We start from the raw sequence: 18496 nt of genomic DNA, 5'->3' as shown, positions 1-18496 counted from the left end.
ATAGGGCCTCCTTCGGTAAAGGATTTTAGAAGGATTTAATTCTTTTTCTAATAAGCAACAAATGGGTATATATGTACCTCCTTCATAAAAAGTAATGTGTTTCCATTTATATTTGTAACCAAAATAGATACGACTATTCATATTTATGAACATATGTACATATAAATATTCATTTGAGTGAACAGTAAAGGAAAAGGGTAATCTAACAAACATTTGATTATCCTTTTTCATTTATAGAGAGGTGATACTAAATGTCTTAATTCTCGATAGAGAAAAAGTTGTTGCTGTTCATTCAATTTTTTATTGGAGATGATCCGATTGAATATAATTACCCTCATGCAGATGCTGAAGAATATACCAGCTTACATAACAAAATTTAAGGAGAAAATAAATTCTGGTTTTCCCTTTATAAAATATCCTTCAGTAAAAAAAAGCCCTTACTCATTACAAGAGAGCTGGTTTAATCTTTTATAAGGAGAATGTAAGCGAACTTCCTCATGATTAGTGTTTAAAAATCTACCATTATGCTGACAGTTTTAAAAATACACACCGAAATGCTTTTCCAGTTCCGAAACCGTTTTTTAAGGCTTGGATGCGGAACAAAAAAAGTCTACATAGAGCCCTATTTTCAAATCACCATAACATATCTGACACAATTCCTGATGACTTTTCTAAATCCCTGTGTTTTTTTAAAGGGACACTTTTTGTTTAGTTTTATAGAAAAAATCCTGCAAGTAGCAAGGAGGTCAATAATGATTGAAATGGGCAGAAGAATTTGTAGAAGAATGGAGAAGACTTCGAGCACAAACGAGGTTCATTGGAAGAAAGAAATACAAAGCCTATTCAGAAATAAAAGACTTTGTAGAGTTAGAGAAATGGGAAGGATACAATACTGGGTGTACCTGGGTCTGGACAGAATATGGAATGCACAATGATTCTAATTGCATACTCCTTATATTCCAAAGCCATTTAGTAGGGGGAATCAGAATGCACTATGTTGCTTATTACTTTTCAGGTCCTATGAAAGAAAGCGATTGGACAAAATTCCACATGCTTGAAAGTGTCCATGAACAGGCAGTGTTAGGTAACGCAGCTGAAGACTCTCTCTCTAGGATGGAAGCTTTGCAGGCGGCCGAGGAGAAGTATGAAGAATACAAGGCTCATATTGAAAAGGTCCCAGATAAATATCACAAAGGAGGCCGTTAGCCTCCTTTTTTAATTTCTAGTTTACAAGGGATTTATATGCTATTACCATACACCTCATATGCTAGATCGGTGCGCTCTGAATTTTGATATCTAAAAGTACCTATCCGAAATTCCATACGGCCGTTACGGACAATGATTAATAGAGGATTTGCATTTTGGTAGCTCTCCGTATTGGATATTGCGACCATCTCTCTGTCGTCCTGCCTGCTAGGAACTGCTTTTCCGAAAGGATAGGTATGCCATGGGGCTACCGAGTTCAACGATTATAACGCTAAAATAGATACAGCTAAAGCGATAAGCGATACGATTAAAGATACAATTGTGAGTAAAAACATTCGTCTCTGCCTTTTATAGTCAATAATTGTATTTAAAAACGATATCTGTATATCCATTTCTTGTTTTACATTCTCAAACAGAGAAACAAAATTGTTTATACGTGTTTTTACTATTTCAGTCAACCTCCCTACGATGTTTCCAGATATCCAAGGATTGCTGGTTTCACCGACTACTGATTCATACCGCTTTTTAATACCTACATATAAATTATCTACTGTATCTCTCTTTAACCTATTTATATATAAATAGTCATGTTCCACTTTAGTGCGGAGATATGCTAATTTCGAAAACTTTACAAATCTAATGAGTTTACGCGAATTTATCTTATCGTAGACATATTTATGTTTTACCGTTCTTGACTCTAATGTATTAGTTAAATTATATATCGATAGTAGCTCTAGCAAATCATAAACTATATCTTCACTTGTTAAGGCTAAATACGTACTAAAGTCCAAATTTTCTCTTTTGTATTCTGCACTATTAAAAATAAGCTTGAAAGACAGGTCCTTAAAATTATCCTCAGGTAACCGTAGAAAAAACTCAATATCCCCATGTTCACTTATTTCATTCAACTCACTCTTATTAAGACCAATCGCATGGTATGTTTTATCCAGATGTCTAACAGAATCCAAGCTTTTTCTAAGGTAACGTCTGAACACAAGAAAAACCGCCCGATTAATACGGACGGTTAAATTCTGAACTATCGCCGTTAGCCGATCATACAACACGTCTAGTCTGAATCAAAGCAGACTGGTCTTTTTGTATTTACCCGCAGCAAGAAGAACTTTTAAATTCTAGAACAACTGGTGCACTGCAACAAGAACTTGTTTCCTGGACAGAATTTTCTGAAGTACAGCAGCTGGTCACAATATTTGTGCTGCACACTCCTGTTTCAGGAAGTTCCAATTGGACTTTTTTTGCCGCTTCCAGGTCCCCTGTCAAATAGGCTACTACTGAACGGACTTGTTCATATCCTGTCGCAAGCAAGAAAGTCGGTGCCCGCCCATAGCTTTTCATGCCCACGATATAAAAATCCTTCTCAGGCTGACGAAGTTCCGCTTCCCCGTGTGGTCTGACCGTTCCACAGCTATGGACGTTGGGATCGATAAGCGGTGCAAGAGCCTCCACGCTTTCAACAGCAGAATCTATACTCAGCCTAATTTCATTCAGGAAGGTTACGTCTGCCCTAAATCCAGTGCTGACGATGATTTCATCGATTCCTTCTACTGAATATTCTTCGTTGCCTGACTCTCCTGTTACAGTAATCGTGCCTTTCAATTCACTTACTTTGTTGATATAAAAGGGAGTGTGAACATTAATTTGTTCGGATTCGACTAATCGTTGAATGTTGATGCCGAGTTCCCCGCGGGCTGGCAATCCATCTCTTTCCTGGCCTCCATATACATCTTGAATCCTGTACTTTCGTAGAACCCAGTGAATACCCGTTTCTGGGAATTGTTCCTTCAGTGACGCTAATTCAAGAAGCGCATTGATTGCAGAATGGCCGCTCCCGATCACCATCACCTTTTTATTTTTATATCGCTCTTCCAGTTCCTTCACGTTTGGTATTCCATAAAAAATCCGATGTTTCAAAGTCTTTTCTGCTTTTGTCCAAATGCCGTTAGAAAGGATGGGATTTGGATTTTTCCATGTTCCTGATGAATCGATGACTGCCTTCGTCTCAAATACCCTTGTTTCGCCGTCTAATTCTACATACAATACAAAGGGAGCAAGGTCTCTTTGGGCCGTTTTTAGCTTGTCGAGTCCCTTTTTAGCCACTCCTACCACTTTTGCATTTAACAGGATGTTCTCTTTTATTTCTGGCAGGTTGCTTAGCGGAAGAAGATAGTTTTCCACCAGTTCACGGCCTGTTGGAAGCTCCTGTTCTTTCGGAGATGTCCAGCCTGACTTTAGCAGTAACTCCTTGGCCGCTTTATCCATATTATACTGCCAAGGTGAAAACATGCGGACGTGCCCCCATTCAAGCATGCTTGAACCTACACTGTTGCCCGCTTCAAACAGGATAAATGGCTCACCCTTCTCAATTAAATGAGCTGCTGCGGCAAGACCGACAGGCCCTCCCCCTATAATCGCAACTGGAAGTGAATGTTTATCGATTTGACCCATTTTCCTTACCTCCTATATTAATAAGTTTTTCCATCGCCATCACATCGACGAATATATCGTCTAACATTCCTTGATTCTCATATACTCCTACGACCCGATATCCCATTCTCTTATAGAGACTCTGCCCTAGCTCGTTGAATGGGAATGTAGAGAGAACGATTTTGTGAAACCCATTTTCTTTCGCCAGTGTCTCAATAGATGTTAGTAATCTTCTACCAATGCCTTTTCCGCGGTATTCTCTCTGGATATACACGGAAAGATCTGCGACGCCATTATAGGCAGCACGGGCATTGAACACGTTTAAACTCGCCCAACCGACTACTTTTTGATCACATTCAGCCACTACCACTTTGTAACGATCTTGATGTTTATTAAACCAGTCCAAGATATATGACATATCTTTCGTTTCATTTTCCAAGGTAGCGATTCGGTCCGCTATTCCCTCGTTATAGATCACCAGGATGTCATCCAGATCGCTAAGAAAAGCCGTTCGAATTTTAATTTGACTCATTTTTTTAAGCCACCCCACAACCGCTACATTATATTCGGCAGTTTTTAGTTCCAGCACGATTTGCTAATCCAACCTTTAAACAATATTTTTTGATTTAAAATCGGTAAATCAAATTAATTTGATAAACTCAGTATATTAGCAGTATTTTCTAATTACAACTCTTTTATTAAAAGTATTTGATATTTATCCCTTTTTAGGTTTGTGTCCCTTCCCCTCTTTTTAACACTTTCATATACTGCAAAAAAATTAAAGTAAACCAACAAAAAACAAATGTTTTTAATCAAAAATATTTGATTAAAAAAATTGACACAAGAAAATTTTGGGTATACTATGGGTACATCAAGAAGATTTGATTAAGAAAAAGGTGAATTAAGGATGAATCAAGAAATCCAAATACAAGATGTATCTATGGAAAAATTCTTTGAGAAATACGAGGCTAAATTCAAGGCATTGGCCGATAAAAAACGTCTTCAAATCATGAATATCCTGACCCAAAAAGGAGAAATGTGCGTCTGCGATCTGGCTCCGCTTATGGAAATGGCTCAGTCAAAGTTATCATACCACCTAAAGATTCTCCTTGATGCGAACATCATCTCTAAAGAAACAAGGGGAACTTGGAGTTATTATCAAATCAATCAAGATGAGATCAACCATATGCTTTCCCACGAACTTTGTTGCGTGTTCAAGCCAAGTTGTTAATTTTTTTTCGGTTTTAAATCAGTTTTTTTTGATTAATATATCAATATTATTTGATTAAAGGAGGATTTTTTATGAATATGTAATTTTTGAGATGACTAAATCTCTCCAACATGAGATTGAACAGAATACTAAGGATGCCTGGAAATACTACGAGATACAAACAGATGACAAAACCTCAGGAAAAGACACTGATACTAATTTTGTTAAGGAACCCTGTCTGAGTTGTGCTTAACCTTTTATAGAGAATAATATTCTAATGAAAAGATTACTTAAAGGAGGGATTGGCTTGACTGTTAATCATGGCGGAGCGCTAAAAAAGGAATATTTCTTATCTTATATAAAGCTTGTCTGGGCTGCACGTGCCTGCTGCCTCGCACATGCTAAAGATCTGACGCTGGAGCTATTTTTTAAAAATAACAAGAAACTATACGGAAAAGATACTTATAAAAGCTTTATGGATGCCTATGAGGAATTGACGAAGAGCGACGCCGTACAATAATAGTACAAAAAAAGAGGTGCTCTCTCCTCTTTTTTTGTGCTTCTTTTCCTGTGCAAGGGTTACCTAATTCACTCTTTACTCGATGATTTGACTTTTCCACACAAATCAATTGAACTACTTACTTTTATCCAATACCTTCATTAAAGTAGCCTCAATATTTTCTGCTATTTCTTTCAACTGGGAATCGTCAAGCATTCCGACCATCAGAGTTGGTTTTGGCAAACCGATTTTCGTTGTTCCACCTGAGCGATATACAGTAATTTTACATGGCAGAAAATAACCGACTAGTTCATTGATTTCAATGACCCTCGCCGCTTCCTTTGGATTACATACTTCTAAGATGTGATAAGGATTATTGTAACTGTCTACGCCTTTTTCATGCAATTTGGCAGGAAGGTCAAGTCGCCACAATATACCGAATTTCTCTTCCTTTAAATGAGTCTCAAGCGAAGCGATCGCTTCTTCTACTGACTTATTGCTCTCAACTGTATAATGAAACATATAACCCTTTTCACTCCTTCATAGCTATAACTTAAAGAGGATATCAGTCCAAATCTTGACTGAGGTAATTAAAATCAAAAATGCTAAGGCCCATTGTAGTACCTTTGTGTTCATAGCTTTGCTGATTTTCACTCCAAACGGGGCAGCAACCAGACTCACTGCCATCATAAGAAGAGCTGGAAGGAACAACACTTGTCCAGTCGTTATCTTACCTATCGCTCCCCCTACGGAAGAAATGAAGGTAATGGCCAATGATGTCGCGATTGTAATTCGCAATGGAACCTTCAGTACCACCAGCATGATCGGAATGAGGATAAAAGAACCGCCAGCTCCTACCACTCCAGAGGCAAGACCAACAACAAAAGCAAGGAGGGATGCCAGCCATCTTTTAAAATCAGCAAACTCATGGTCTGATCCTTTTTTGGGAACAAGCATTATGATTCCCGCGAACAAGGCTAACAATCCATAAATGATGCTGATACTGTTTTCAGAAATCGAGCGGGACAAGTAACTCCCGATCAGGCTTCCTAATAATATACTCGATCCCATAACCAGAAGAAGAGGTTTATTAATATAACCCGCTTTTCGGTAGGACCAAACTCCCCCGAGGGTTGCAACGAATACTTGGATCGCGACTATCCCAGAGACCTCATGAGCTGTAAATCCATTCAAACCCATCAGAGGCGGAATGTATAAAAGGATGGGATAGTTAATGATGGCCCCGCCAATTCCTAACATTCCTGAAAAAAAGGAACCAATAAAGCCGATTGCCAAGATCGTGACGATAAACCCTATATCCATATTCTCACCACCTTAAGCTTTTTCGTCATGAGGTTATCCTTTTTTTAAGAAAAACTTTAGAACCCCATTCTCCTCAGTGTGTTCCATAAGTTCATGCCCGCCTGATTTTGCCCAAGCTGACAGGTCGTTTTTTGCTCCTTTATCTGTTGCATGTATCTCTAAAATTTGGCCGTACTCCAGTTGATCCATGGCCTTTTTTGTTTTTACGATTGGCATAGGACAAGCAAGACCCTTTGCATCCAAGAATTTATCTGCGTTCATTTGTATATCCTCCTTTTTAATTATGGACCGCGCAGCGGTTGGGCCCAATTTCCATTTCTCTTTGTTCTTCTTCATCAGGTTTCAATTTCCCCATATTGGTTTGGCGGATCTCTTGGTATGAGTTTGGCTGTGGAGGCAAGTTATCCGTAACCAGAGTTCGGAATTTATCAGACTCCAAATTGAGCCCCTCATTACGCTCATATAATTCTTTTAAGCTAGCCGTGACTTTTCCGTTTTCACCCAGTTCAGAGACCTTGGAAAAATGGGCAGGCAGAACCATTAAGCCTCCGTCTAACTTTTTGTATCTGTCATAAAGGGATTCTCTTAAATCTGCGACCCAATCCTCCGCTTTGCCAGCCAAATCAGGGCGGCCTATTGATTCCACAAACAAAATATCGCCAGTTAACAAATATTTATCATCAATTAGGAGTGAAGTGCTTCCAATGGTGTGGCCAGGCGTGTAAAGCGGTTGGACGATTACCTTCGTACCGCCGACAAGGATTTCTTTGCCTTCTTGTAGCTCCGCAAAATCAAACACCACTTCTTCGGCATCTTTTGGAGGAATGTAATAGGTTCCTCCCACTTTTTCAGCCAATTTTCTCCCACCTGAAATATGGTCCGCATGGAGATGGGTATCTGCAACATGCTTAATGAGAATGTTATTTTCATTGGCAAAGGTCTCATAGTGTTCTGTCATTCGGGCAGCGTCCACAATTATCGCTTCTCCTTGTGACTCAATCATGTAGGATAAACAGCCTTTTCCGATACGAACAAATTGATAAAGGCTACCGCCACCTTTTAGGTCGCCTATTTTAACTGGCTCTAAATATTCACTCCATGCCTTCATGCCGCCTTTAAGGTAGTGAACGGAGAGACCAGTTTCCGACAGCATTTCAGCTACCATCACGGATGATCCTTCTTTTGCACACACTACAAGTACCTGTTTATTTAACGGCAGTTTATCCACTATATCTTCCACACCGTCAAGCAGATCAAAATAGGGTATATTCAGATACTCAAAGTTTTCTCCTTCAATTTTCCAATCACCGAACGCATCATGGTTGCGGACGTCTAAAATAAATAATTGATCCTTACTTATCACTTTTTTTGTGACTTCTTTAACTGTCATTGGTTTTACAGTCATCTAAAATACCCCCCATAGTATAATTTTTAAAAAAATGTTTTATTTTACAGCTTTTTCTGTTTCTCCATTCCATTCGCTCATGCCTGGAACCACGTTGGTTACTTTTTTAAAACCAGCTTCGAATAACTTTTGTGCGGCCAGATCGCTTCGATTCCCAGTACGGCAAACCACATATACTTCCGCCTCTTTATCAAGCTCGTTTATTTGTTCTTCTAATTCACCTAAAGGAACAGAGACTGCGTTCGGAATATGGTTAAATGCGTATTCAGCTGATTCACGAACGTCCAACACCAGCATGTCTTTTTTTTCTTCCATCAGTTTAATTAGTTCATCATTGGAAACTACATGAGGGTGCCGTTTATCCTTTTGTTCTTCTCCGCCTGATTTACGGACATAATGCCTAAGAATTTCCCCTTCTTCGACGGTTCCCAAGTAATGGTGTCCCATCCTAATTGCCCAAGCCTTTAAATCAGCCGTAGAACCTTTGTCGGTTGCCTGAACTTCAATTACCTGTCCTGCTCCTAAGTCGTTCATTGCCTTTTTTGTTTTAACAATTGGCATCGGGCATGCCAACCCTTTTGCGTCTAAGACCTTGTTTGAATGTATCATCGTTTCTCCTCCTGTTTTATACCTCTGGGGGTATTTATGTTCTTAAAAAAATTTACTCTACTACTCCCTGCCATTCAAGCATTCCGCCTGACATGTTAATTACCTTATAACCATGGCTTTCAAGCAGTTTGAAGGCCATGGAGCTTCTTCCTCCTGAACGGCACACAATGATATATTCTTTTGATTTATCCAATTCATGCATACGGAACTCAAGTAGCCCCAATGGAATATGAATGGCATTTGGAATTTTACCCGTCTTTACTTCATCTACTTCTCTTACATCGATAATATTGGCTGGCTGCTTGTTGTTGAGTAATGTTTCAACCTCTTTCGGTGTCATTTGCTTCATTTAACTTTCCTCCTATTAATGCCAGGCATTCATTCCGCCTGTAATATTAGTGATGTGTTCAAAACCAATCTTTTTTAATAATTTACTCGCCCGTGAACTTCTGATGCCACTTTGGCAAATCACATATACCTCTTTCTGCTTTGATAGTTCTTGGCTTCTTTTGTGTAGTTCTCCCAAAGGTATGTTTTTAAAACCTTTGATATGGTTAGCCTTGAACTCAGCAGGGGTTCGAACGTCAATGAACTGGATATCGTTTTGGTGCAGCTTCTTTTTCAGTTCGCTCATATTCATGTTTTTGACTCCAGATACAGGTAAAATACGCTGCAATAAGAACCAAATGATAAAAGCAATCAACACTATATTCAATAGGGTTCCGATAACAATCATTCTCCTAACCTCTTTCCCTGAAACTATTAAATAAATAAGTTCACATTACCTTCTGAAGCCTCACCTAGGTAGGCGGCCACTCCAGCATATTCAATGCCTTCCAACAATTCCTCTTCTTTCAAACCCAGAAGGTCCATGGTCATAGTGCAGGCGATTAATTTGACTTCTTGTTCTTGTGCCATCTCAATGAGCTGGGGAAGGGTCATGGCATTATGTTTTTTGATGACTTCTTTTATCATTTTAGGCCCCATTCCTGCAAAGTTCATTTTCGATAATCCCATTTTATCGGCTCCGCGAGGCATCATCTTGCCAAATATTTTTTCGATAAGTCGTTTTTTCACTGGTACCTGTTCGTCTTTACGGAGAGCGTTCAACCCCCAGAAAGTGTGAAAGATGGTTACTTCATGATCATAGGCAGCAGCTCCATTTGCAATAATGTAAGCGGCCATTGCCTTATCATAATCACCGCTAAATAAAACAATCGTTGTCTTCTTCTTTTGCTGATTCATTTTTGTTCCTCCTTGGTGTTTGTACCCGTATGGCCCGCAAAATCAATTTTACCTATACGGGTAAGGGTATATATTTATTCAAATGAAAAGTCCGCCAACCCTGGTACACCAGCGGTTGATGAACTTTTACCTACTTTTGATTAGAAGCTCAACAGCTTCTTTAACGAGGTGCTCTGTTGACTCACCTTTTTCTACATTTTCTCTGACGCACTGTTCCAGGTTTGTACTAACAATGACACCCATGGTGCGATCAATGGCATTCCTAGCTGCGGATAGTTGTGTTACGATTTCCCTGCAATCCTTTCCTTGTTCCATCATTGCTAGAACACCTTTAATTTGACCTTCGATTCGTTTTAACCGATTTTTGACACCATTATTATATTCCATGACTATTTTACACCTCTTTACATGGGCATTTTGTTAACATGTAGCTCGATACATTAAACCCCTTTGCCCTTAAGAACCTCATGCCTAAAGAAGCAATCAGGTGTAGCTGTCTAGAAGGAATTTCACCATAGTAACGATTTAAATACGCATACGGGATGTTCATTGAATCTCCACCTGAATTGGTTCCCTTCTCATTATAATCCCTAATGTCCAAAATCATCGTATTATTATGCTTTAAACCAACTGGTTTTTCTATACATGGAACGTGTTTTACAGGATAATAACGTTTATAAAAACTTGGCAGTAAGGACATTGCCAGTAGGATTAAGATTAGTATTAGTATTAGGAACACCACCAATCATTAGGGCCTATCTACAATGTACATAGTATACCCCCACGGGTATAAAGTCAACCCCTAATCAGTCCTTAGAATGATAAACAAAAGTATTCGTATGAATTGGTCACCTAGCAATCGAATTAATTTCGTAAAGACCACCAGATGCGTTGGAGGTCTTTATTTTTACTATGATTTTTATACTACATTCTTTAATCGGCTTTTTGATTTAAAGAATACTTTCATCATTGGAGGTGTGACAATCGTTGTAACTAATATTACAACAACAATGACAGCAAACATGTCTTGTGTAAGCAGTTTGGATTCTAACCCAATCGCTACAAGTATTAGTGCTACTTCTCCCCTTGAGACCATTGCCGATCCAATTCCCAACGAACCCATCCAATTGAATCCCGCCAATTTTGCCCCAGCAGAGGCGCCAATCAATTTCGTCAATATAGCTATAACACTTAAAACGACGATTAAACCAAAGTTCTCTGTAACGCCAGTGAATTGGGCAGTAATCCCAATGGATGTAAAGAATACGGGAACAAACAGGGAATAACTTATCGTCTCTACCTTTTCCAATACCTCATCTTTAAATCTTGTTACACTAATTGCCACACCAGCAATATAAGCTCCTATTATGGCAGCCACTCCAGTGTATTCAGCCAGATAAGCAAAAACAAAACAAATAATTAAAGCGGAAGAAATCACCGTTTCCGTAACTTTCAATGAAGAAAACTTTTTCAAGAACCAAGGGACCACTTTCCATCCGACAAGAATAGCCCCCGCAAAGAACAATACTTTCTTCAATACAACTGTGGTTAAATTGACATCTCCACCAGCAAAGCTCATTAAAAATGCCAAAGCAATGATGACCACTACATCATCAATAACAGCTGCACCCAGTATGGTGGTTCCTTCACGAGTTTGCAGTTGATTCATCTCTTTAAGTGCCTGAACTGAAATACTAACACTTGTAGCCGAAAGCAATAAACCCAAAAACCAGGATTCAAATACTGATAAATTTAGAGCAATGCCTGTTAAATAACCTATGACTAAGGGAACAACAATCCCGCCTAGTCCAACGAATGCGGAAGCTTTACCCGTTCGTTTAAATTCATCTATATCTGTTTCTAATCCTGCTATAAACATAAGCAGAATAACACCGATTTGACTGAGCTCCTCCAGTGTTTCAGTCTCGTGCACTAGTCCTAAAACCGATGGACCCAGTACAATTCCGATAAGGAGTTTACCAAGAACGGCAGGCTGACCCAATCTTACACTTAGGCTCCCAGCTATTTTTGACGCAATTAAAATAATGGCTAATTGAAGTATTAACACAAATTCCACCCCTCGTTAATAGTTATTCATTTTAACAGCTAAAAAAATACAAAAAGAGCCCGTCACCTTAGGACATACTTATCCCTTGGTGACAGGCTCCTCCAAAACATTTGAATATTCTTTTTTAGTAATGTAATCATATCATAGGTCACATAAAAACTCATTTATTTTGGCAACCCAATATTGATATGAAATTAATTTAATCGATTGATTTCAATTACTTTACGATCAGAACAGGACATTTAACTCTTTTAACCACCTTGTGGCTTACACTGCCCAATACCATTTCCTGTAAAGAATTTAAGCCACGGCTGCCAAGTATCACTAGATCGAAATGTTCTTTATTGGCATAATCTACAATTGTGGGACCAGGATGGGAACGGTTGGAATTCAATGTAAATGTCATCCTTAGGCGGTCAGTAGCGTTTACCCATAATAACTATGTTCTTTAACTAGCACAGCTTTAATTTTGAATATGAATTGATTAGCAAGCTTTATTGTCGCGAAGTCACAATAATTAAAGAATGCTAAAATAAAGATCTACATACACATGATAAAAAGAATAGATGGGGGATAACCATGAAAAAGAATCATGTTATCAGCTTATATATATTCGCTTTCCTGCTCCTTGCCTTACTCCTTTTTATCGGACTTGAACTTAAGAAGGTTAATAGTAACCTGCAAGGGGTCCAGTACAACCTAGCAAATATCTTTGAAAGCCTCATTAATTTTGATCTTTGAAATACTTAGAATAACCTGGCGACTAAGAAGATATTGCTGACGAGTACATAAAAGTAACCCCTCCAATTCGGAAGGGATTTTAGATTTTGCCTTACTTGCAATATCATCCACCTTGTATATCTATTACTTACCATTCTTATTTAATCCTCTGCGTTTATTGTGGAAATAAAAAGAAAAAAGACCTATTTCAGGTCTTTCCCAGCTAATAAATGATACAAAACTTTTGAATCTTTTTTTGGCAGTTTCACATACTTACTCTGGTCTGTATACAAAATTTCTAACACATCTTTGCCAGGGTTTACCCATATATAATAACTGGCCGCTTTCTCTGAAGCTTGAGGATTGTTGGTATACACCATAAAGTCGGCTTGGCGATCCATCTCAACCTTAACATTCGCCCATTTCGCGTGATGCAATATAGATTGAACTGTTTTCACATCGTTCTTTTTGGAAATATGTCGTTCCGTCCTGAAAGAACTTTTATCCCCTTTAACTGGCGTTAGGACATCATAAAATGTTTTTTCATTAATTCCCAGGGAACATCCTGCCAACATAAATATCCATACAAAGCTAACCAACAGAAATGCATAATTTTTCATCCTACACCTCCTTGGTATCCTTGTTAATTTTATTCTCATTAGCAAAAGTTTAGTCTTTAGTGACCCAAATTTTGGTGATTGAACGAAAAACCAAAATAAATAGTAAAACAAAAAAAGAATGCCCCGTTTGGACATTCAGTTTCTTGAACAATTAATCATTTGTTTCAGTTCCTCTAAATTATTCATACGCTCTGAGTAAAGCATCCAATCCATAGCAGGAGTGAACCTATTTCATCTGTTCCAATACGATTTTGCTTCTTCCTCAAGTTTGTTTAACCTTTTATAATAATCAGGAAATTCATTAAGATGAGCTAGTGCAATTTTCCCTGTAATAATAGGATCGTCCCCTGTAACATTTGTTTGGCTGGACCGTTTTCCATGTTCAAGTTCAGTGTTCACTCCCATCAAAAACTCTTCTAACCCAAATTTACTTTTATCAAAGTCAATGCCTAAAAGTAAAGCTATGGCTGCTGCTTCCTCTTTAGAAAAACTATTTTTAACCATATTGGTTTGAATCCTAATTGGATACTTTGTTGGATGGGAATAGTGCTTTCCATAGGCAGAATGGTGTTCCGCAACCAAAGCATCTGCTTTAGTTACATGAACCGTGCCAAATGGATGTTGTGGAGGTGCATATATAGAATAAAGTTTTAACGGGATATTGCCTGTATTGGTTACATTATGCCATGTTCCAGCAGGTATCATAATGGCAGAATCATCAGAAACATTTTGTACAAAATTTAAATTGTTTTTTCTCTTGCCCATTTGAACAATCCCTTGACCTTGTTCAATGCGTAAAAATTGGTCTACGTTAGAATGAATTTCTAAACCGATATCTTCCCTGGCTTTAAGACTCATCAATGTAACTTGTAAATACTTTCCTGTCCATAATGCAGTGCGGTAGTTACTGTTTTGTTTTGCAGCTGCATTAATATTGATTACAAAGGGGTTCCGTCCATAATCTTTTAGACCGATTTTATTTCTTCCTTTTGATGATTGAAACAAATCCAATCGGTTAGCAACATCGTGAGTGGTCCAGTAATTGGCCTGTATAATATTGTTATTTATTGGTTCATTAAAATAATTAGGATTTGGAAATTGATATTGGTGGGAATACGAAAAAGGAGCATCGTACAATTTTCTCAACACCTTCGAAGATTTTTTAAATTATCCTATGCCCTATTTCAAGGAAATGTACTAATACTCAGGTTTGCCCCTTTAGTGAATTAATTAGCTTTTAACATTTGCTCAATCTAATGGAACAACTTAAATAAGTAAAGTTCCTTCTTTAACTAACCTGCCCCGTTAGCTGATGAACAAAAAAGCAGCCTAAGCAGCAATATTTTATTCAATTAACGCACCCGATAGTTTAAGTACATTTCTTCACAATTGTAACCTGACCTTTTATGCAATGGAAAAGCTGCTGGTTCAGCAGCCCCATTCTTAAACAAATTAATTTATCCTTTTTACCTTAAATTAAAAATACCCTTTCCAGTTTCCATATTTATTGGTAAGGATGAATGTTCGTGAGATATTTGCCAGAAATCATCTTTTTTATTTAATCCAAATGTAAAACGATTTGTCATTTGACGAAGTTTATCTCCCGATTTTATATCATGAGCAGCAAAGGTAACAGTACAATGAACAAATGCAAGATTCATATTTTCTTCTATTACTAAGTCATTGAATTCCACATTAAGTGAAACACCGTCCACCTTCAAACCATTAAACCACTCTTCCACATTTGCCCTCCAGTGTGAAATACCCTTGATCTCCCAGTTACCCCAGCAATCATATATATGTATTTCAGGGGCATAGGTCGCTAAGAATCTTTCAACATCTTTTTCGTAAACTGAAGACTTGTAATTTTCAAGCACGTCCTGAACTTTGATAAAATTCCTCTTCATCAAATGCATCCCCTTTACTTACTTTTGTTTCAAGTGTTTATATGTATTCTATATTCAAACATTTTTTTCCTTCTTCAACTAACCTGCCAGTTAGTAATTAACAAAAAGGCTGTCATAGCAGCCATACATTCTTCAACTAACGCACCCGTTACTTTAAGTGCAATTCATCACAATCTTTATTCCCCTACTCCTTTACGAGTGGGGGTTCTTTGTTTCACAGAAAAAAGAAAAGCAGACTCCCATAAAAGAGCCTGCCTTCCCTGTTTTGTAAAATTAAGCAGCTTTACGTACGTTTGAAGCTTGAGGTCCACGTTGACCTTGCTCCACATCAAAAGTCACTGCTTGACCTTCATCTAAAGTTTTGTAACCTTCGCCTTGAATCGCTGAGAAATGAACGAATACATCGTCTCCACCTTCACGTTCGATGAATCCGAAGCCTTTTTCGCCATTAAACCATTTTACATTACCTTTTTCCATTTGTATTGCCTCCTAGTGTGTAAACACACACAATGTAATACTATCCCTGCTCTCAGTGATCATCAAGATGAAAAGTTACAAGTCCTTTACACCGAACAAAAATAATTCTTTTTAATCATAACATTTTTTGCAAGAAATGTCAAGATACAGAAAAATCCATTGAACTCACTATTTCTTTATGATAATCATTGCCGTATATTTTGTATCAGGATTCACTCCATATTCTGTGTGCATGCTTACAGCAAGAGGAACAGCAGTGTATTTAACATCTATCAGCTTTCCTTCCTCTAATGAGCCAAGAAAATCATTAACTACCCGAATAAGTTCTGCGAAGTCTGTACTTTGAAAACCTTTTGGGGGGAAAACATTGAAGTAAAAGGAAATGACAAAAGTATACTCAAGTACAAAGCGGTGATTATGCTTGGTCCCCCCCTATGATCAGAGTTCATATTTACAAAGGGGTAGGAGATCAATTAAATTTTAGAAACGTTACTGCTTGAGAGCCACGTTGTCCTTTTAGAATATCAAATTGTACGCATTGCCCTTCATCAAAGGATTTAAAACCATCACCAGTAATCTTTACTATTGTTATGTAAATAAAATAAAAAATGGTTTCCTGGTCTGGAAACCATTTTTGTAGTTGACCATATGGTGTTACCAATTCGTTTTTCTCTTTTACGTAAAGAAGATAAACAATTACTATTCACTGTCTCAGTAGATGTAAAAAATTCTTAAAGATAGAGGTGAGATTGATTGTTTTTTCTTCTAGAAATAATGACTTAAATAATATATTGTATACCTAAAACAATGAAAGCCCTACCTCTCTTTCATCCTTACGGCTCCTTGTCCGTGCCAGTGTGAATCAGGATTGCAAAAATCAAGTGACTATTTTATCGAGTTATTTGATGAAACTTCAAACATTCGTAAAAGAAATTTAAATAATAAAAATGGATTAGATTGTAGAAATAACAAAAGAGGTTAATGCTCTAAAGGTGAGTTGGAGAAGTTGAATGTCTTTGAAAAGATTTACTTTTAATAATAAACATATTTCCAAAAAATTCAGGATATTTTGGGGAGATGTAATACATTTTCTTAAATTAACCTTAACAGAAACTTTTTATTTGATTTTCAGTAATCCCTTTAATTAATCCCAGTTCACTAATCAAAAATTCATGTGCGTTATCTAACATTTTTTTTTCGCTTGTATTAAGTGCTTTTTTTTTCTTCATACGCATTAAATCACGTACAACTTCAGTACATTCTTGTATTTTACCCGTTTTTATTTTGTCCGTGTTCACTTTATACCTTTGTTTCCACGGCAGTAATCTATCTGATTCTCCATGATGAAAAATGTTTATGATGTGTTTTAATGCAATTATGTCAGTAACAGGGCGTATACTTGAACTCAATATTTTACCCGTAGGAATCATGACTTGCATATTACTGATTAACATTTTTATGACATAATACTGTTGTTTTTCCTCTGAAATTTCCTTTTCTTCTATGGCTTTAATTATACCTACTCCGTGCATTGGATAAACAATGTTATCGCCAATTTGAAACAAATAATCCACCTCCATATATGGTAACCTTCTTAACCTTAACATATATATTATTTTTTATCAAATTTTTTAATAATATCATAAATTTATTTTCAGTGTCAACTACTTTTTCTTTAAAGATCAGAAAAAGCAAAAACAATAGGAATCGTGTCGGATTACTAATAAAGGGAAGGTTGATTTTCCCGCGTATATTTTGAAACCTCTACTAACCTTAATATTATTATTCTTTATAAAACCTTCCTGCGCAAATAACACAAAAAGCGACTGCCTTGTTCTGCAATCGCACCTTTTAGCTTAAGTACACAATTTCACAAACACACTTTGCTCCACAAAACAGTCCTATAATAGACAATGGAAAAGGCGATGCCACTTTAGAGCATCGCATACGTTAATGAACAGAAACTGAATAAATTAATATCTATTTGAATTATTTTTTCGAATGAGAGGAAAGCCCCCGACCGATAAGGTTTGCAGAAACAGGCTTTCTTCCCAATTCTCTTGCCCAAATTGATAATTGTCCTATATGGTGAATTTCGTGAGCAATGGCATGTCGCATAATTTCACCCCAAGTATCAGTTACAATTCTTCCATCTGGCAGGGTATCGTAAAATAATTGATTTTCCATACTAGCATCCCAGTTGTTCACAAAGTTCTCTACTTCTAAATGAAATTCCGCGTCCAATTTTCGAACCTTATTCAAGCTTTTATAATTATCGAAACTCTCCTGAAAGTCAGTTTTCCCCTGTAAGAGACGTATCCAACTCCACTCGACATCAACAATATGGAAAAGTGTATGCAATATACTTCCCAGACCACCCGTTCGGTTTTGCAATAGCTCTTCTTCACTTAACACTTCACACCAACGATACCAGTCTTTTCTTACCATCCAGTTATATCTAAAAAGTGTTTGCAATAAAACCCCTCCGCAATAAGAAAATAAATTAACCGTAAAATTTACTTTAGGATTGTTAAAAAACCTTATTTAGTATTACAATTTCAACAGACAAAGTATAAATTCTTTGTTCAACTAAACTGCCCAGTTAGCTGAATAACAAAAAAAGCTGCCGTAGCAGCCCTCCTTCTTTAACTAACGCACCCGTTAGCCAATCATGCAGCACTGCTGCACCACAGAATATGAAAATGGGTTTCCTGTCCATACTGATCTTACGGCTAGGAGAGGAAGGTCGATATACTATGGTGCCT

Annotated in this window: 24 protein-coding genes and 3 pseudogenes; 4 read left to right on the top strand and 23 right to left on the bottom strand. The window is 37.4% G+C overall.

Going from position 1 to position 18496, the window contains the following annotated elements:
• Positions 1 to 756 precede the first annotated feature (756 nt).
• Positions 757 to 1206: a hypothetical protein gene (locus JOC77_RS13400; protein WP_204544048.1), complete on the top strand. Its 450-nt coding sequence runs from the start codon at positions 757 to 759 to the stop codon at positions 1204 to 1206.
• A 263-nt stretch (positions 1207 to 1469) separates the two neighbouring features.
• On the opposite strand, the gene JOC77_RS13395 is transcribed toward JOC77_RS13400, so the two are convergent.
• From JOC77_RS13395 to JOC77_RS13385, 3 genes are all read right to left on the bottom strand, one after another.
• Positions 1470 to 2201 (bottom strand): hypothetical protein, encoded by a 732-nt coding sequence (locus JOC77_RS13395; protein ID WP_204544047.1) that lies wholly within the window; start codon positions 2199 to 2201, stop codon positions 1470 to 1472.
• A gap of 106 nt (positions 2202 to 2307) precedes the next feature.
• Entirely contained in the window at positions 2308 to 3669 is a 1362-nt protein-coding gene (locus JOC77_RS13390) for an NAD(P)-binding domain-containing protein (protein WP_204544046.1), read from the bottom strand.
• Positions 3653 to 4180 carry an arsinothricin resistance N-acetyltransferase ArsN1 family A gene (locus tag JOC77_RS13385; protein WP_204544045.1) on the bottom strand — a complete coding sequence of 176 codons (528 nt, stop codon included), beginning with the start codon at positions 4178 to 4180 and terminating at the stop codon, positions 3653 to 3655. Before JOC77_RS13385 ends, JOC77_RS13390 begins: the two co-directional genes overlap by 17 nt.
• Positions 4181 to 4555: 375 nt before the next feature.
• On the opposite strand from JOC77_RS13385, the gene JOC77_RS13380 reads away from it, so the two are divergent.
• Together JOC77_RS13380 and JOC77_RS13375 are read left to right on the top strand one after the other, a co-directional pair.
• Positions 4556 to 4879, top strand: coding sequence for an ArsR/SmtB family transcription factor (locus JOC77_RS13380; protein ID WP_275585078.1), 324 nt, complete (start codon positions 4556 to 4558; stop codon positions 4877 to 4879).
• Between the two features lie 286 nt (positions 4880 to 5165).
• Positions 5166 to 5378, top strand: coding sequence for a hypothetical protein (locus JOC77_RS13375; RefSeq protein WP_204544044.1), 213 nt, complete (start codon positions 5166 to 5168; stop codon positions 5376 to 5378).
• A gap of 114 nt (positions 5379 to 5492) precedes the next feature.
• Here JOC77_RS13375 and JOC77_RS13370 read toward each other — a convergent pair whose 3' ends face one another.
• The 11 genes and pseudogenes from JOC77_RS13370 to JOC77_RS13320 form a co-directional block, all read right to left on the bottom strand.
• On the bottom strand, positions 5493 to 5879 hold the full coding sequence (locus JOC77_RS13370; protein ID WP_204544043.1) for a DUF302 domain-containing protein: 387 nt from the start codon (positions 5877 to 5879) through the stop codon (positions 5493 to 5495).
• 24 nt (positions 5880 to 5903) lie between these two features.
• Positions 5904 to 6680 (bottom strand): sulfite exporter TauE/SafE family protein, encoded by a 777-nt coding sequence (locus JOC77_RS13365; protein ID WP_204544042.1) that lies wholly within the window; start codon positions 6678 to 6680, stop codon positions 5904 to 5906.
• A gap of 33 nt (positions 6681 to 6713) precedes the next feature.
• Positions 6714 to 6941, bottom strand: a complete 228-nt coding sequence (locus JOC77_RS13360; RefSeq protein ID WP_204544041.1) for a sulfurtransferase TusA family protein — start codon at positions 6939 to 6941, stop codon at positions 6714 to 6716.
• A 16-nt stretch (positions 6942 to 6957) separates the two neighbouring features.
• Complete coding sequence (locus JOC77_RS13355) at positions 6958 to 8085, bottom strand: MBL fold metallo-hydrolase (protein ID WP_204544040.1); 1128 nt, start codon at positions 8083 to 8085, stop codon at positions 6958 to 6960.
• A gap of 39 nt (positions 8086 to 8124) precedes the next feature.
• A complete protein-coding gene (locus tag JOC77_RS13350) occupies positions 8125 to 8694 on the bottom strand; it encodes a sulfurtransferase TusA family protein (protein WP_204544039.1) in 570 nt (189 codons plus the stop codon).
• A gap of 52 nt (positions 8695 to 8746) precedes the next feature.
• Positions 8747 to 9043 carry a rhodanese-like domain-containing protein gene (locus tag JOC77_RS13345; RefSeq protein ID WP_204544038.1) on the bottom strand — a complete coding sequence of 99 codons (297 nt, stop codon included), beginning with the start codon at positions 9041 to 9043 and terminating at the stop codon, positions 8747 to 8749.
• Between the two features lie 15 nt (positions 9044 to 9058).
• On the bottom strand, positions 9059 to 9430 hold the full coding sequence (locus tag JOC77_RS13340; RefSeq protein ID WP_204544037.1) for a rhodanese-like domain-containing protein: 372 nt from the start codon (positions 9428 to 9430) through the stop codon (positions 9059 to 9061).
• A 26-nt stretch (positions 9431 to 9456) separates the two neighbouring features.
• Positions 9457 to 9939, bottom strand: coding sequence for a DsrE/DsrF/DrsH-like family protein (locus JOC77_RS13335; protein ID WP_204544036.1), 483 nt, complete (start codon positions 9937 to 9939; stop codon positions 9457 to 9459).
• A 126-nt stretch (positions 9940 to 10065) separates the two neighbouring features.
• Positions 10066 to 10326, bottom strand: coding sequence for a metal-sensitive transcriptional regulator (locus JOC77_RS13330; protein WP_204544035.1), 261 nt, complete (start codon positions 10324 to 10326; stop codon positions 10066 to 10068).
• A 532-nt stretch (positions 10327 to 10858) separates the two neighbouring features.
• Positions 10859 to 12007: a monovalent cation:proton antiporter-2 (CPA2) family protein gene (locus JOC77_RS13325; protein WP_204544034.1), complete on the bottom strand. Its 1149-nt coding sequence runs from the start codon at positions 12005 to 12007 to the stop codon at positions 10859 to 10861.
• Between the two features lie 217 nt (positions 12008 to 12224).
• A pseudogene (locus tag JOC77_RS13320) lies at positions 12225 to 12383 on the bottom strand (universal stress protein); the annotation flags it as partial.
• A gap of 203 nt (positions 12384 to 12586) precedes the next feature.
• Here JOC77_RS13320 and JOC77_RS13315 point away from each other — a divergent pair.
• Positions 12587 to 12748: a hypothetical protein gene (locus tag JOC77_RS13315; RefSeq protein WP_204544033.1), complete on the top strand. Its 162-nt coding sequence runs from the start codon at positions 12587 to 12589 to the stop codon at positions 12746 to 12748.
• 182 nt (positions 12749 to 12930) lie between these two features.
• On the opposite strand, the gene JOC77_RS13310 is transcribed toward JOC77_RS13315, so the two are convergent.
• From JOC77_RS13310 to JOC77_RS13275, 9 genes and pseudogenes are all read right to left on the bottom strand, one after another.
• Positions 12931 to 13347: a hypothetical protein gene (locus JOC77_RS13310; protein WP_204544032.1), complete on the bottom strand. Its 417-nt coding sequence runs from the start codon at positions 13345 to 13347 to the stop codon at positions 12931 to 12933.
• Between the two features lie 231 nt (positions 13348 to 13578).
• A pseudogene (locus JOC77_RS21315) lies at positions 13579 to 13803 on the bottom strand (DUF5661 family protein); the annotation flags it as partial.
• Between the two features lie 96 nt (positions 13804 to 13899).
• Positions 13900 to 14484 (bottom strand): annotated as a pseudogene (locus tag JOC77_RS13305) (cupin domain-containing protein); the annotation flags it as partial.
• A 329-nt stretch (positions 14485 to 14813) separates the two neighbouring features.
• Positions 14814 to 15254 carry a YybH family protein gene (locus JOC77_RS13300; RefSeq protein WP_204544031.1) on the bottom strand — a complete coding sequence of 147 codons (441 nt, stop codon included), beginning with the start codon at positions 15252 to 15254 and terminating at the stop codon, positions 14814 to 14816.
• A gap of 273 nt (positions 15255 to 15527) precedes the next feature.
• Entirely contained in the window at positions 15528 to 15731 is a 204-nt protein-coding gene (locus JOC77_RS13295; protein ID WP_096340629.1) for a cold-shock protein, read from the bottom strand.
• Positions 15732 to 15899: 168 nt separating this feature from the next.
• Entirely contained in the window at positions 15900 to 16052 is a 153-nt protein-coding gene (locus JOC77_RS21310; RefSeq protein ID WP_338047228.1) for a sporulation protein Cse60, read from the bottom strand.
• A 148-nt stretch (positions 16053 to 16200) separates the two neighbouring features.
• Complete coding sequence (locus JOC77_RS13285) at positions 16201 to 16392, bottom strand: cold shock domain-containing protein (protein WP_204544030.1); 192 nt, start codon at positions 16390 to 16392, stop codon at positions 16201 to 16203.
• 442 nt (positions 16393 to 16834) lie between these two features.
• A complete protein-coding gene (locus tag JOC77_RS13280; protein WP_204544029.1) occupies positions 16835 to 17311 on the bottom strand; it encodes a CarD family transcriptional regulator in 477 nt (158 codons plus the stop codon).
• A 409-nt stretch (positions 17312 to 17720) separates the two neighbouring features.
• Entirely contained in the window at positions 17721 to 18206 is a 486-nt protein-coding gene (locus JOC77_RS13275; protein ID WP_204544028.1) for a DinB family protein, read from the bottom strand.
• Positions 18207 to 18496: the final 290 nt, after the last annotated feature.

Origin of the sequence: Peribacillus deserti (genome assembly GCF_016909175.1) — a bacterium.
Taxonomy (GTDB): Bacteria; Bacillota; Bacilli; order Bacillales; family DSM-1321; genus Paraperibacillus; species Paraperibacillus deserti.
This window is presented reverse-complemented; position numbering and strand designations above follow the sequence as displayed.